Source organism: Klebsiella sp. V115_8 (assembly GCF_029967715.1).
Taxonomy (GTDB): Bacteria; Pseudomonadota; Gammaproteobacteria; order Enterobacterales; family Enterobacteriaceae; genus Klebsiella; species Klebsiella quasipneumoniae.
This window is the reverse complement of sequence record NZ_JASCAR010000001.1, coordinates 23,430-38,125: the sequence shown is the minus strand read 5'-3', so window position 1 is coordinate 38,125 and position 14,696 is coordinate 23,430. Positions and strand designations below refer to the sequence as shown.

Below are 14,696 nucleotides of genomic sequence, written 5' to 3'. Positions count from 1 at the left end.
ACGATGCGTCTATCATTCTCAGGCCGGGTGGCGGCAGCGCTGATGCTGCTGGCGCTGGGCGGTTACGCGACGGCGCAGGAGCGGCTTACCCTGCGCATCGCCGATCAAAAAGGCGGCATGCGTTCGCAGCTGGAGGCGGCCAACGCCCTGCAAAACCTCCCCTACGACATTAAGTGGGCCGAATTTCCGGCCGCCGCGCCGCTGGCGGAAGCCCTTAACGCTGGCGCGGTGGACGCGGGGATCATCGGCGATGCGCCGCTGCTCTTCGCCCTGGCTAACGGCGCGCCGGTAAAAGCGATCGCCGTGGACAAAAGCAACCCGGCGGGGACCGCGGTGCTGGTTTCTCCCGGCAGCGCGATAAAAACCGCCGCCGGGTTAAAAGGCAAGCGCATTGCCACCGGCAAAGGGTCGATTGGCCATTTCGTGGCGCTGAAAGCGCTCGAGCAGGCGGGGATTTCACCGAAGGAGGTGCAGTGGGTGTTCCTCGGTCCGGTTGACGCCAAAGTGGCGCTGCTTAACGGTTCGGTGGACGCCTGGGCGACCTGGGAGCCCTACACCACCCAGATGGTGAAGACCAACGAGGGGCAGATCCTGGTGAGCGGCAAAGGGCTGCTGCCGGGGAATACCTTCCTTGCGGCAACGGATTCAGCGCTTAACGACCCGAAAAAGCGCGCCGCGCTGCAGGATTATCTCCAGCGCCTGGCCGGCGCCGAGCGCTGGGCCTACGCCAATCTCGACAGCTACGGCAAAACGCTGGGGGAGATCATCCGCTTCCCGGCGGAGATCGCCCGCGCGCAGTTTGCCAACCGCCAGTCGCAGTGGCAGTCGCTGGCGGAGGAAACGGTGACCCAGCAGCAGGCGACGGCGGACTTTTATCTCGCCAACGGCCTGATCCGCACCCGGCTGGACGTGAAGCCGACCTTTGACCCCAGCTTTAGCGTGCCCGCCGGGCCGGCCCACGCGGAGGTAACGCCATGACCCCGTCCGCTTTTTCCCGTCGTCGTTTTTTAAAGCTAAGCGGTGGCCTGGCGCTGGCCGGGGTTTCCCTGCCGCTGTGGGCTCACGATATGGCGGAGATGGCCAGCGGCGATGCTCATCCGGCGCTGCGCCTGCCGCAGCCGTACAAGATCAAGCTGGCGATCAACAAAAGCGCGGTTTGCCTCGCGCCGGTCGCCGTCGCCGAGCAGCAGAAGATTTTCAGTAAATATAACCTCGACGTTGAGTTGGTTAACTTCGGCAACTCCACCGATGTGCTGCTGGAGGCGATCGCTACCGGCAAGGCCGACGCCGGGGTGGGGATGGCGCTGCGCTGGCTGAAGGCGCTGGAGCAGGGCTTTGACGTCAAGCTCACCGCCGGGACCCATGGCGGCTGTCTAAACCTGCTGACGGCCAAAGCGTCGCCGTTCAACGGCCTTGAGAGCCTGAAAGGGCAAACCATCGGCGTCACCGACATGGCCGGGCCGGATAAAAACTTCTTCGCCATCCTGCTTAAGCGCCACGGTATCGATCCGATAAGCGACGTGCAGTGGAAAGTCTACCCGGCGGATCTGCTCAGCGTGGCGCTGGATAAGCGCGAGATCGCCGCCATCAGCGGCAGCGAGCCGTTCAGCTATCGGCTGCTGGAGACCGGCAAGTATCAGCTGATCGCCAGCAATATGACCGGGGACTATGCCAATCTGAGCTGCTGCGTGCTGGGGGTGAGCGGGAGCCTGGCGCGGGACCATAAACCGGCCGCCGCGGCGCTCACCCAGGCAATCCTTGAAGCGCACAGCTATGCCGCCGAACATCCGGAAAGCGTGGCGCAATCTTTCCTCGCCCATGCGCTCAACACCAGTGAAGCGGAGGTAAGCGGCATTCTGCACGGACAGGGGCACGGCCACCACGCGGTGGGTGAGGCGTTCGTGAAAGAGCTGACGCAGTATGCGGTCGACCTGCAGCGGGTGCAGGTGATCAAACCGGGCACCGATCCCCATCAGTTTGCGGAGAGTATCTATGCCAACGTATTCGCCTGAGCAGGCGCTGGCGCGCCCAACCGGCCGCGCGCCGCTGTGGGGAGAAGGGCTGCTGGCCGCCGCGCTGTGGCTGATGGGCGGCCTGTTCACCCTGGCCTGGCCCGATGCCGGGCGGCGCTGGCCGTTTAGCGAGGGCTGGGCGCTGGCGCAGTTCGCCTTCGGCGGCGGCTTGCTGCTGCTGGCGCTGAGCTATCGCTACTGGCGAGCGCGCGGCGCGCGCGTGCTGCATGCCGGCAAGTGGCTGGCGCTGCTGCCGATGCTGTTCGCTGCCTGGGAAGGGCTGACCGCCAAGAGCGGCGTGCTGCCGGTGCCGTTTTTCGCGCCGCCGCAGGCGCTGATCGAGGTGCTGCACGACGACTGGCCGCGTCTGCTCGACAGCCTGCTACACTCCCTGGGGCTGCTGGGGCTTGGGGTGCTGCTCGGCACCAGCAGCGGGTTCGTCACCGGTCTGGCCATTGGCTGGTCGCAACGGATAGGCTATTGGGTCCATCCGGTGTTACGCCTGCTGGGGCCGGTGCCGTCCACCGCGCTGCTGCCGCTGTGCCTGTTTATCTTTCCGTCAAGCTTCGGCGCCAGCGTGTTTTTGATTGCGCTGAGCACCTGGTTCCCGGTCACGGTGCTGACCTGGTCCGGGGTCATCGGCATTGACAAGGCGTGGTACGACGTGGCGCGGACCCTCGGCGCCAGCCAGCGTTTCCTGATCCTGCGGGTAGCGATCCCCGCCGCGCTGCCGAACGTCTTTGTCGGCCTGTTTATGGGGCTTGGCGCGTCGTTTTCGGTGCTGATTGTGGCTGAAATGGTCGGGGTGAAGTCGGGGATCGGCTTCTACCTTCAGTGGGCCCAGGGCTGGGCGGCCTATCCCAATATGTACGCCGCGCTGCTGGTGATGGCCTTGCTGTGCTCCGGCCTGATAAGCGGATTATTTATGCTGCGCGATAAGCTGCTGAGCTGGCAGCGGGGAGGGATGCAATGGTAACCGCGACGTCAGGTTCGCAGACGATAGCGCGCGGCGCGGCGGTATCGATAAGCTATCTTCATCACGCGTTTACGCTCGGCAAACAGGCGGTGCCGGTGCTGGAGAATATCAGCCTGCAGCTGCGGCCAGGGGAAAGCGTGGCGCTGCTGGGCCCTTCCGGCTGCGGTAAATCCACCCTGCTGCGGCTGCTGGCCGGGCTGGAAGCGCCGCAGAGCGGACAGATGCAGTTTGACGGCGCGCCGCTCGGCGCTCCGGGGCCGGAGCGCATACTGGTGTTTCAGGACCCGACGCTCTATCCGTGGCTGACGGTGCGGCAGAACGTGCTGCTGGGCCCGCAGGCGCAGGGCAAAAGGGGGCTGGAAGCAAAGGCCGACGCGCTGATTGACCGCATCGGTCTGCAGGCCTTCAGCGAGGCGTGGCCGCGGCAGCTGTCAGGGGGGATGGCGCAGCGCGCCGCGCTGGCGCGCGCGCTGTTGAACGAGCCGCGCCTGCTGCTGCTCGACGAGCCGCTGGGCAAGCTGGACTCGCTGACCCGCATCAGCATGCAGCGGGAGCTGATCGCCCTCTGGCAGCAGCAGGGGTATACCAGCCTGCTGGTGACTCACGATATCGAAGAGGCGCTGCTGCTGTGCGAGCGGGTGCTGGTGATGTCGCCGCGTCCGGGACGGATTATCGCCGAGTTCGCGCTGCCGCTGGCCTTTCCCCGCCACCGCGATAACCCGCAGCTGCTGCAGCATCGTCAGGATATATTGCGTATCCTCGGCCAGGAGGAGGACTGGTAGGGTAAACGCACTCCCCGGTGGCGGCTGCGCCTTACCGGGCCTGGGAACTCGAGAGGAAGGGGGAAGGACCGCAGGCCGGTGCAAGCGCAGCGCCGCCCGGCAATGGACATCCGGCGCCATGCGCTACGTTTTGCCCGGTGGCGGCTGCGCCTTACCGGGCCTGCGAACTCCACAGAAGGGGAAGGACCGTAGAACGTAGGCCGGTGCAAGCGCAGCGCCGCCCGGCAATGAGCATCCGGCGCGACGCCATGTACGGCTTAAAAATCCATTTTCACCGTGAACTGTACCTCACGCGGATCGCCAATCTGATTGCCGAGGTTATTGGTGCCGATGGAAGAGGTGTAATAGGTCTTATCAAACAGATTCTTCACATTCACCTGCAGCGTCACCGGATACTGCAGCTTCATCTTATAGGCGGCGAACACGTCCGCCACCGCATAGCCCGGTAGATAATAATCCGCGCCGTTGGTGCCGGAGCGCTTGCTGAGCGCATGGCCGCCGCCGCCCACCGTCAGGGTGTTGCTGTTGTAGACGTTATGAATGTCATAGGTCAGGAACAGCGAACCGGTGTGTTTCGGTACGTTCGGCAGCGGTTTCCCGGCGTAATCCGGATCTTCCAGCACTTTGGCGTCGGTGTAGCCGTAGCTGGCGATCACGCTGAGGTTATCGGTGATGGACCCCGCCAGATCCACTTCCACGCCCTGGGAACGCACCTTGCCCGCGGTTTTGGCCACCGTCTCATCGCCAATGCTCTCGGTGTACAGCACATTGCGCTTATGAATATCAAACAGCGCGATATTGGCGGTAATGCCCTCCAGCAGGTCGAATTTGGCGCCCACTTCGTAGGAGGTGGACTCTTCCGGCGGCAGCTCGCCGATATAGCTGGCGATCGACGACTGCGGCATAAACGACTGGGCGACGTTGGCGAACAGCGACACGTTCGGCGTCACTTTGTAGACCAGGCCGGCTTTCGGCGTCCATTTCTCATCGCGGCTGTCGGTATTGACGTTAAACGGTCGGCCTTTACCGGCGTACTGGGTGTAATACTGGTAGCGAACGCCGGCGACGGCGATCCAGTTGTCAGTCAGGTACAGCGCGTCCTGCACGTAAGCGGCATAGCTCTCCTGCTGGATCCGCTGGTCGCTGTCGGATGCGGAGACGGTATTACAGGTGTCGAGGGTGCCATAGACCGGATGATAGATATTAAAGCCTTTCACGTTCTTGCAGCGCAGCATATCGGTGCGCAAAAGATCGTAATTCTCATAGGCGACGCCGGTCAGCAGTTCGTTATAAAAGCCGCCCACCACCACGTTGCCCTGCAGGTCGGCGCGGGTCGAGTGCATCTTCTGCGTGGAGCCATGGGTTCCATCGACCCGGCGGGTCAGGTTGCCGGTCGCCGAATCATAAGCCATTACTCGCGCCTGGTTATCGTTATAGTGATCCTGGCTATAGCTGTAATCGAAGCGCGCGGTCCAGGCCTCGTTAAGGCGATACTCGGCGTTGAGCTGGGCGAGGTCGGAATAGCCATCGGTAATATTAAACGCTTCATCGAAGCGGGTTTTGCGATCGACGTTCACCGCATGGCCGGTATTCAGATCGAAAATAGTGCCGCGGTCAAAGGGCGCGCTGTAGTCGCGGTGCGAATAGGACGCGGTCACCGTCGCCCGGTCGCCAAACCAGGTCAGGGAAGGGGCGATAAAGCGGCTTTTGTTTTTACCGAAATTGCGCCAGTAATCTTCATTCTGATAGTCCCCAATCAGCCGGTACGCCAGATTTGTGCCTTCGATGGGGCCGGTGACGTCGACGCTGCCGGTACCGCCGCCAAAGCTGGTGGACGTCGCGGAAACCGAACCGGAGAACTGGCGCTCCGGCCGTTTGGTGATGACGTTGATCAACCCGCCGGGGTCGAGAATGCCGTACAGCGTTGAAGCTGGCCCCTTCAGGACTTCCACCTGTTCGGTGGCGGCGTTAAAGCTGCGCGGCAGAACGGTGCGCAGGCCGTTGGTCATGATCGAGCCGTCGCGGTTAGCGCCGAAGCCGCGGCGGGTAAAGGCGTCCTGGGTGCCGCCGAGGGTGTTGGTTTGCACCACGTTGGCGACGTTATACAGCGCCTCGTCGAGCGAGGTGGCGTGCTGATCTTCGAGAACCCGATCGCTGACGGTATTCACCACCTGCGGAATATCCAGCAGCGGCATCGAGGTCAGCGTCGCGGTAGAGGAGCTGAGCGGTTGATAGCCGCTGGTGGCGCTCTGCTGGGCGCCGTCGGCCACCACGGTGATGGTCTCTTCCGCGTCGTTGTTACCTTTCGCCGCGTTATTTTCCGCGGCCATTAATCCCGGTGAGGCTAAAAAAAGAAGCGAAAAAAGCGCCCGCCCTTGCAACGAGGTGAAGGCGACATGGGGTTGAGTCATTATCTTTTTCTCGTGAACGAATCTGCCTTTGCGGTCAGATAAAGCCAATAAAATCATTGCCCTGAATAATAAAAACACGCCATTTAGCGTCTGAACGCGCCTTTATGCGTGTAATTGAGAATCATTCAACCATGAAGGAATGTAGTAGTAAACGTTATGCAAGATAAAAAATCAGCAGCGGAGAGCAGGGCGTTTTAAACACCTCCATCAGGGGATATTTTATAGTTATCTATTTGATATTATTTTATTTTAATTCTGTTGCGTTGGCGCGGCCTCGCTGTAGTCATCGTCCGCGCCTGAAGACGATGGCGACTATTGACTACTACATTCATCCCCGTCATGATCAAAAGAGAATGAGATTTATTTTGATTTGACTGCAGAATGTCCAGCCATCGCCTGGAACGCTGCGGCGCAGGAGCGAGTTATGCCACAGCGGGTGACACCTGCAGAGCAGGGGATCGTACTGGATGCCCTGTCGGCCGGCTACGGCCAGACCCTGATCGTTGACGACATCAACCTGACCATCCCCTCCGGCAAAATGACGGTGCTGGCCGGGGCGAACGGATCCGGCAAATCCACGCTGCTGTCGACCATCGCCAGGATGCTGAAACCGCTCGGCGGCTGCGTGCGTCTGGACGGGCAAGCCATTCATCAGATGCCGACGAAGGCCGTCTCGCGCCAGCTCGGCATCCTGCCGCAATCGCCGCTGACGCCGGAAGGGTTAACGGTTTTCGAACTGGTCTCGCGCGGTCGCTTCCCGTGGCAGGGGCTGATGCGCCAGTGGTCCGACGCCGATGAGCTGGCGGTGGAAGAGGCGCTGCGCTTAACGGGCACCCGCGAGTTCGCTCATCTGCCGGTGGACAGCCTCTCCGGCGGCCAGCGTCAGCGCTGCTGGATCGCCATGGCGCTGGCCCAGCAAACGGCCACGATTCTGCTGGATGAACCGACCACCTGGCTCGACCTGCGCTATCAGGTCGATATTCTCGAACTGCTCCAGACCCTGACCCGCGAGCATGGCCGCACGGTGGTGACGGTGCTCCATGACCTTAACTTTGCCGTCAACTATGCCGATCTGCTGGTATTCCTTAAACAGGGGCGCATCGCCGGCACGATTAGCGACGGTGAAGTCTGTAGCCCTGAGCTGATTAAACGCGTGTTTGACGTTGACGTGCAGATGTCGATTAACCCGCAAACCGGCAAACCGTTCTTTATGCCGTTTCGCGCCCGCCAGGCGGCGGCACAATGAGCGTGGTTAGCCTGCATCCCGCGCGGCGGCGCGCCCGTCCCCGGCTGGCGCTGCTCCTGCTTACGCTGCTGCTTATTGCCGGCTCGCTGGTGCATCTTGGCCTGGGCGCCCGCTGGATCGCCCCGCAGACGGTGCTGCAGGCGCTGCTGGAGTACAACCCGCGTAACTTCGATCAGCGGATAATCGTCGAACTGCGCCTGGTGCGGCTGGCGGCGGCGCTGCTGACCGGCGCGGCGCTCGGCGTCGCCGGGCTGCTGCTGCAGACGGTGATCCGCAACCCGCTGGGCGAGCCGCATATCCTCGGCCTTAACGCCGGCGCGTCGCTGGCGGTGGTGGCGACCTCTGCGCTGGGGCTCTCCTTCGGCGTTTTCCCCGCCGCGCGGCCGCTGACCGCCGCCTGCGGCGCGGCGCTGCTGTTCGGCGGGGTGATGGCGCTGGCCTCTGCCGGTCGCGGCGGAGCGACGCCGCTGCGCATCACGCTGTGCGGGGTAGCGCTGTCGGCGTTTGCGTCGGCGGTGACGGCGGCGATATTAATTCTCGATGAACAAACGCTGCTGGCGATGCGCACCTGGCTGGCGGGCGATCTGGCCGGGCTGAACTGGAGCACGCTGCGGACGGCGCTGGTCCCGGCGCTGATCGGCCTTGGCGTTGCGCTGTTCCTTGCCCCGCGCCTCAACGTGCTGGCGCTGGGGGATAAGGTAGCGCTGGGCCTCGGCGTGAACCTCGTCCAGACCCGGCTGCTGGGCCTGCTGGCGATTGCGCTGCTCTGCGGCGCGGCGGTGGCGGTGGCCGGGCCGATCGGCTTCGTCGGGCTGGTGGTGCCGCACGTGGTGCGTCGTCTGGTGACGGAAGATATCCGCCTGGCGCTGCCCCTGGCGGCGCCGGTGGGGGCGCTGGTGCTGCTCCTGGCGGATATCGCCGCCCGGACGCTGGTCGCCCCTCAGGAGCTGGCCACCGGGGCGATGACCGCCCTGGTGGGCGCGCCGCTGTTTATCTTTATCGCCGCGAGGTTTTTTAAATGATGCGCGCCGTCCATCGGGCCGGCTTTCGGCCGCTGGTTTTCGCTTCCCGCCAGCTGCTGCTGCGCCCGGCGGCGCTTAACATTGCCGCCTTAATGCTGCTGATGCTGCTGGCGCTGGGGCTGTACAGCCTCAGTCGCGGCAGCTATCCGCTGCCCGCGTCGACGCTGGCGCGGGCCCTGCTGGCGCCGCTGGAGATTGGCGAGCAGCCGCGCTTTATTCTGTTTGATATCCGCCTGCCGCGGATCCTGATGGCGCTGCTGTGCGGGGCTATGCTGGGGCTGGCCGGCGCGGCGATGCAGAGCATCACCCGCAACGGGCTGGCCGACCCGGGGCTGATCGGCGTCAAAGAGGGAGCCAGCATCGTGGTCCTGGCGCTGGTGCTGTTTTTCCCGGCGGTAGGCCTGGTCTGGCGGCCGCTGGCGGGAATGGTCGGCGGCGTGGCGGTGGCCCTGCTGGTCCTGACGCTGGCGCGCGATTGTTCGCGACCGCGCTTTATTTTAATTGGCGTCGGCGTCTCCTGGACCCTGGCGGCGGCGGTCGGCATCTTTATGACCACCGCCGACGTTCGCGACGTGCAGACGGCAATGATCTGGCTGGCGGGCAGCCTGCAGGCCGCCACCTGGTCGCTGCTGGCGGTGGCCTTTTGCTGGGCGCTGCCCGGTGCCATCATCCTGTTCTGTACCGCCCGGGCGGCGGACGCGGCGCTGCTGGGCGACCGGACCGCCATCGGCCTTGGGGTGCGTCTGCAGCAGCTCACGCTGCTGCGCTTTTTCGCCCCGGTGCTGCTGACCTCGGCCAGTGTCTCCTGCGTCGGCAGCTTGGGCTTTGTTGGCCTGATGGCGCCGCATATGGCGCGTTTTGTGCTGCGCGGCGGCCAGGTATCGCTGCTGAGCGGAAGCGCGCTGATTGGCGCCTTGCTGGTGCTGGTGACCGATACCCTTGGCCGGCTGGCGTTTGCGCCGCTGCAGATCCCGGCGGGGATTGTTATTGCCCTGGTGGGCTGCCCGTTTTTTGTTGTCTTGCTCTGGCGTCGCCGCGATGCCCTTTAACCAGGAAGGTATTATGCGTTGGTTCGTCTCATTGCTGCTGTTGCTGACGGGGGCCGTCAGCGCCGCCGACCCACAAACTCAGACTTTTACCGATGATTTAGGCCGCACGGTCACCGTCCCGCTCCATCCGCAGCGTATCGTTTCGATGCACGATCTCGACATTACCATTCCGCTGATTGAGCTCGGGGCGCCGCCCATCGCCAGCCACGGCCGGACGCGGCCGGACGGCAGCCACTATCTGCGCTCCAGCGCCCAGCTCACCGGCGTCGATTTCGACAATAGCGATATCCGCTTTATTGGCACCGCCGATATCGATCTGGAAGCGGTGGCCGCCGCCAGGCCGGATCTGATCATCACCGAGCCCAGCCGTCACGTGTCGGTGGAGCAGCTGGAGAAGATTGCCCCGACGGTGAGCATCGACCATCTGCAGGGCAGCGCCCCGGAGATTTACCGCAAGCTGGCGCAGCTGACCGGCACCCAGCCGCGGCTGGCGATCCTCGAGCGCCGCTATCAGGAGCAAATCAAGCAGCTGAAAGCGATGGTCAACCCGTCGCAGTACAGCGTCTCGGTGATCCAGGCGAACAACGGCAAGGTCACGGTGCATCATTCTTACCACGCGCTGGGCCGGGTGCTGCGCGACGCCGGGTTCCGCTTTCCGCCGTTGATTGAGCGGATCCCCGACGGCCAGCGAATTGACGTCAGCGCGGAACAGCTGCCGGAGCTGGACGCCGATTTTGTCTTCGCCACCTGGCGGTCGGATACCGGCGGTAAGCCGCAGGATGAGCTGCAGGCGATGGAAGGCGTGATGCCCGGCTGGTGCGACTTTATGCGCGCCTGCCGCACCGGGCGCTATATTTTGCTGCCGCGGGAGGAGGTGATCTCCAACTCCTACGCCGCGCTCTCTCTGATGGTGGCCCAGGTGCAGTCGCATATTGCCGGCAGACCGATCCCGGCGGTGGCCAAATGAAAAGCGCGGTGAAAAAAGAGAAGGGGCGGGTCGACCTGTTCGGCGAACGCTATCGCGCCCGGGCGCATCAGCTCTCTCCCCGCCTGCGGACCGTGGTCAGCTATATCAACGACAACCGCGAGGTGGTGCTGGAGCAGACGGCGATGGAGATCGCCACCGCGACCCAGACCTCTGACGCCACGGTGGTGCGCGCCATCCAGGCGCTGGGCTTCGCCGGGCTGCGCGAGCTTAAGCAGACTATGGAGCGCTGGTTCGGCACCTCGGTCACCTCGGCGGAAAAGATGCGCTCGACGGTCACCGCACTCGCCAGCGACGTCAATTCCAGTATTGATTTTGTGCTTGAAGGACACCAGCGGGTCTGCGAGGTCCTGTCGCGGGCCGACAACCGCGCGGCGGTGGCCCAGGCGGTGGCGTTGCTCAGCGACGCGCGCCAGGTGGGGATCTTCGGCATCGGCGCCTCGGGGATCCTCGCCGAGTACACCGCCCGGCTGTTCAGCCGCATTGGCCTGTCGGCTTACGTGATGAACCGCACGGGCTTTAGCCTCGCTGAACAGCTTATCGGCCTGCAGCGCGGCGATGTGCTGATCATGATGGGGCAAAAATCCCCCCATCGCGAAGGGATGACCACCCTGCGCGAGGCGAAGCGGCTGGGAATTCCGACCATCCTGCTGACCCAGGCGGTGGACTCGCGCTTCAGCCAGGAGGCGCAGGTGGTGATCGACGTCCCGCGCGGCGGGGACAGTAGCCGGATGCCGCTGCACGGCACGGTGCTGGTCTGTCTGGAGATGATTGTCCTGTCGGTGGCCTCGACCACGCCACAAAAAACGGTGAAATCCCTGAAGCGAATCAACGACCTGCACCGGGCCATCGGTAAATCCGGCGGTAAACGGGCCAGTTGATAAGATAATTCACCAGCGGGAAGGTTTCCGGTTGCATACAAAAGTAAGTGTGTGTATTTTTATGCAAAATAAATGCATAAAAAGGATATCTCATGGTTAAGAATTTGCTCAAAGCGTGTTTCATGATGGCCGCGCTGACGGCAGCCGGACAGGCGGCTGCGGAAACCTACACCGTCGGCTCCGGCGGCACCTACCGGCCATTTGAATTTGAAAACAGCCAGAAACAGCTGGAAGGTTTTGATATCGACATCATCAAAGCCATCGCCAAAGCCGAAGGCTTTGACGTCAAACTGGTCAATACCCCATGGGAAGGTATCTTCGCCACGCTGAACACCGGCGACCGCGACATCATCATCTCCGGGATCACCATCACCGATAAACGCAAACAGATGGTCGATTTCTCCGCGCCGTACTTCCCGGCCGAGCAGTCTATCGTCGTCGCCCAGGATTCGCAGGTCGATTCCCTCGCGGCCCTGAAAAACGAGAAGGTCGGGGTGGTGAACTCCAGCACCGGCGATATCGTGGTCTCTGAGGTACTGGGCAAAAACAGCACGGCGATCAAGCGCTTCGACAATACCCCGCTGATGCTCCAGGAGCTGTTCGAGGACGGCGTCAGCGCCGCGGTGGGTGACGTCGGGGTGGTGAAGTACTACATCAAGCAGCACCCGGAGAAGCAGTTCAAGCTGGTGCCGGATGCCAAATTTGAACGCCAGTATTTCGGTATCGCAGTGGCGAAAGGCAACAGCGAACTGCTGGGCAAAATCAACGCCGGTCTGCAGAAGATTGTTGCCGACGGAACTTACGCCAAAATCTATAAAACCTGGTTCGACGACAACGTGCCGACGCTGCCAGCGCAATAACCCACCTTTTTCAGTGACCACGGCTATCGCCCAGGCGATAGCCGTATTTTTTAGGGAAGGACTATGACGGGATTCCGTTGGGAGATCATCGAGGAGTACGGCCCGCTGTTTGTGGACGGCGCCCTGATGACGATTAAATGTACCATTATCTGCGTGATCCTCGGGACGCTGTGGGGGTTAACCCTCGGTCTCGGACGGATGGCGAAGGCCGAGCACGGGCCATGGAAATATATTCTCCGCTACCTGGTGCAGTTTCCGGTGCGCTTTTACGTTAGCGCCTTCCGCGGTACGCCGCTGTTCGTGCAGATCATGGTGGTGCACTTTGCGCTGGTGCCGCTGTTTATTAACCCGCGCGACGGCCTGCTGGTGACCAGCGGCCTGATGAGCGCCGACTTTGCCCGCGAGCTGCGCGCCAGCTACGGGGCGTTCCTCTCCTGCATTGTGGCGATCACCCTTAACGCTGGAGCCTATGTGTCGGAGATTTTCCGCGCCGGCATCCAGTCGATCGACAAAGGGCAGATGGAGGCCTCCCGCGCGCTGGGCATGCCGTGGTGGAAAACCATGCGCAAGGTGATCCTGCCCCAGGCGTTTCGTCGCATTCTGCCGCCGCTGGGCAACAACGCCATCGCCATAGTCAAAGACTCGTCGCTGGCCTCGGCGATAGGCCTGGCCGATCTGGCCTATGCCGCGCGCACCGTCTCCGGCGCCTACGCCACCTACTGGGAACCCTACCTGACCATCTCCCTGGTCTACTGGGTGATCACCTTCCTGCTGGCGCAGCTGGTTAACCGTCTGGAAAAGAGGTTTGGCAAAAGTGATTCACATTAATAACTTACATAAGCGCTTCGGTGACAGCCACGTGCTGCGCGGCATCAGCTGCGACATTAAACCGCAGGAAGTGGTGTGCATCATCGGCCCCTCCGGATCGGGGAAAAGTACCTTTCTGCGCTGTATGAACGCCCTCGAGACGGTCAGCGAAGGCGAGGTGGTGGTCAACGGCTTTGCCGCCCACGACCGCACTACCGACCTCAACAAGATGCGCGAAAGCGTCGGCATGGTGTTCCAGCGCTTTAACCTGTTCCCGCACATGACGGTGCTGGAAAACCTGATTATGGCGCCGATGAATCTGCGCAATATGCCGCGCCAGCAGGCGGTCGACCTGGCGGAAGCCTTGCTGGCGAAGGTGGGCTTAAGCGATAAGCGCGACGCCTGGCCCTCGAGTCTGTCCGGCGGCCAGCAGCAGCGCGTCGCGATTGCCCGCGCGCTGGCGATGAAGCCGTCGATTATGCTGTTCGATGAGCCCACCTCGGCGCTGGATCCGGAGCTGGTGGGCGACGTGCTGGAGGTGATGAAAAACCTCGCCAGCGAGGGGATGACCATGGTGATCGTGACCCACGAAATGGGCTTTGCCCGCGAAGTGGCCGACCGGGTGATCTTCATCGACCAGGGCGTGATTCAGGAAGAGGGCAAGCCGGGGCAGATCTTTAGCGCGCCGACCAACCCACGCACCGCCGCGTTCCTCAGCAAGGTGCTGTAAACCGGGCGGGCTGGCGCCAGGCCAGCCCGCTGAGTGTTGTCAGATATATTGATGATGTTTTTCATCATCAATACAAACATTGACTGAGCTCATAAATCCCGCGACGACTCCTTTGTTAATCTCCGGGTATCGCTTTGGGCTTCTCCAGGAATATCACGTTGGAAATCTTTTTTTAACCCACTGAAAAATAGCGACTAACTATTTTTCATACGCCAAAAATCATGGTCCGTTAATGACGGACTCGGTTTCGTATGGGTTAAAAAAGGTACGTTATGACAGTTACATGGACGGTCACGCCCGTGGGGTATCAGCACATTGCCAAACGCTGCCCCTCCTGCAATGTAAAACGCGACTTCGCGCCTTCCGGTGCCATCCGGGTGAATTCGCAAAAGAAGTTGCTGGATATCTGGAGCATCTATAAATGCACGCACTGCGATTACACCTGGAATATCGCCCTGTTTTCCAGGCTGCACGTCAACAAGATTAACCGCGAACGGCTTCAGCGTCTGAGGCAGAACGATGCTGCCATGGTTCGCTATTATGCCGCTGACCTCGCGACGCTGAAGCGCAACGGCGCCGAGCCGTCGGGGCAACCTGATTTTCGTATTCAGGAGCATTGGTCGGTCAGGTTGATGGCTTGCCCGCAAATAATGGTGCGCGTTCGGGTCCTTCAGCCTTTTCGCGTCAGCCTGCTATCGATACTGAAAAAGCAGCTCAAGCTGAGTACGGCTGATATCCGGTGGTTGGTCGCGACAGGGCAGATCAAGGGTATTCCACTAAAACAGCTCAAGACGAAAAAGCTGAAGGCGATGGAATATCATTTTCAGCTGGCGGCGGAAACGCTGTATGCGCGACGCCGGATTACGTTATCACTTCGCTGTAGATAACTCGTCGGGAAGATAAGCCGTAGCGCTTTAACCGCGGTTTTTCGTTAT

Annotated in this window: 13 protein-coding genes and 1 pseudogene; 13 read left to right on the top strand and 1 reads right to left on the bottom strand. The window is 62.0% G+C overall.

Going from position 1 to position 14,696, the window contains the following annotated elements:
* The first annotated feature begins 3 nt into the window (after positions 1–3).
* From QLG03_RS00180 to QLG03_RS00165, 4 genes are read left to right on the top strand one after another with little or no spacing between them, the layout of a single operon-like run.
* Positions 4–978 carry an ABC transporter substrate-binding protein gene (locus tag QLG03_RS00180; protein WP_085551001.1) on the top strand — a complete coding sequence of 325 codons (975 nt, stop codon included), beginning with the start codon at positions 4–6 and terminating at the stop codon, positions 976–978.
* The gene (locus QLG03_RS00175) at positions 975–2,012 is read left to right on the top strand and encodes an ABC transporter substrate-binding protein (protein WP_032453216.1); all 1,038 of its coding nucleotides are present in this window, start codon (positions 975–977) and stop codon (positions 2,010–2,012) included. The genes QLG03_RS00180 and QLG03_RS00175 overlap by 4 nt, the downstream gene beginning before the upstream one ends.
* Positions 1,993–2,988, top strand: a complete 996-nt coding sequence (locus QLG03_RS00170) for an ABC transporter permease subunit (protein ID WP_117128977.1) — start codon at positions 1,993–1,995, stop codon at positions 2,986–2,988. The genes QLG03_RS00175 and QLG03_RS00170 overlap by 20 nt, the downstream gene beginning before the upstream one ends.
* Complete coding sequence (locus tag QLG03_RS00165) at positions 2,982–3,770, top strand: ABC transporter ATP-binding protein (protein ID WP_255987824.1); 789 nt, start codon at positions 2,982–2,984, stop codon at positions 3,768–3,770. Before QLG03_RS00170 ends, QLG03_RS00165 begins: the two co-directional genes overlap by 7 nt.
* 257 nt (positions 3,771–4,027) lie before the next feature.
* On the opposite strand, the gene QLG03_RS00160 is transcribed toward QLG03_RS00165, so the two are convergent.
* A complete protein-coding gene (locus QLG03_RS00160) occupies positions 4,028–6,100 on the bottom strand; it encodes a TonB-dependent siderophore receptor (RefSeq protein ID WP_255988025.1) in 2,073 nt (690 codons plus the stop codon).
* A gap of 505 nt (positions 6,101–6,605) precedes the next feature.
* On the opposite strand from QLG03_RS00160, the gene QLG03_RS00155 reads away from it, so the two are divergent.
* The 9 genes and pseudogenes from QLG03_RS00155 (at position 6,606) to QLG03_RS00115 (ending at position 14,648) form a co-directional block, all read left to right on the top strand.
* A complete protein-coding gene (locus QLG03_RS00155) occupies positions 6,606–7,427 on the top strand; it encodes an ABC transporter ATP-binding protein (protein WP_282473551.1) in 822 nt (273 codons plus the stop codon).
* Positions 7,424–8,449: an iron ABC transporter permease gene (locus tag QLG03_RS00150; protein ID WP_255987823.1), complete on the top strand. Its 1,026-nt coding sequence runs from the start codon at positions 7,424–7,426 to the stop codon at positions 8,447–8,449. The genes QLG03_RS00155 and QLG03_RS00150 overlap by 4 nt, the downstream gene beginning before the upstream one ends.
* Positions 8,446–9,498 carry an iron ABC transporter permease gene (locus QLG03_RS00145; RefSeq protein ID WP_255987822.1) on the top strand — a complete coding sequence of 351 codons (1,053 nt, stop codon included), beginning with the start codon at positions 8,446–8,448 and terminating at the stop codon, positions 9,496–9,498. The genes QLG03_RS00150 and QLG03_RS00145 overlap by 4 nt, the downstream gene beginning before the upstream one ends.
* Complete coding sequence (locus QLG03_RS00140; RefSeq protein ID WP_072413321.1) at positions 9,488–10,465, top strand: ABC transporter substrate-binding protein; 978 nt, start codon at positions 9,488–9,490, stop codon at positions 10,463–10,465. Before QLG03_RS00145 ends, QLG03_RS00140 begins: the two co-directional genes overlap by 11 nt.
* Positions 10,431–11,364: pseudogene (locus tag QLG03_RS00135) on the top strand (MurR/RpiR family transcriptional regulator). Before QLG03_RS00140 ends, QLG03_RS00135 begins: the two are co-directional and overlap by 35 nt.
* Before the next feature lie 92 nt (positions 11,365–11,456).
* Positions 11,457–12,224 (top strand): basic amino acid ABC transporter substrate-binding protein, encoded by a 768-nt coding sequence (locus tag QLG03_RS00130; protein WP_008804504.1) that lies wholly within the window; start codon positions 11,457–11,459, stop codon positions 12,222–12,224.
* A 63-nt stretch (positions 12,225–12,287) separates the two neighbouring features.
* Positions 12,288–13,052 (top strand): amino acid ABC transporter permease, encoded by a 765-nt coding sequence (locus QLG03_RS00125; protein ID WP_004151161.1) that lies wholly within the window; start codon positions 12,288–12,290, stop codon positions 13,050–13,052.
* Entirely contained in the window at positions 13,039–13,761 is a 723-nt protein-coding gene (locus tag QLG03_RS00120; RefSeq protein WP_004189541.1) for an amino acid ABC transporter ATP-binding protein, read from the top strand. Before QLG03_RS00125 ends, QLG03_RS00120 begins: the two co-directional genes overlap by 14 nt.
* Before the next feature lie 299 nt (positions 13,762–14,060).
* Positions 14,061–14,648 carry a DUF1062 domain-containing protein gene (locus tag QLG03_RS00115; RefSeq protein WP_255988023.1) on the top strand — a complete coding sequence of 196 codons (588 nt, stop codon included), beginning with the start codon at positions 14,061–14,063 and terminating at the stop codon, positions 14,646–14,648.
* The last annotated feature ends 48 nt before the right edge of the window (positions 14,649–14,696 follow it).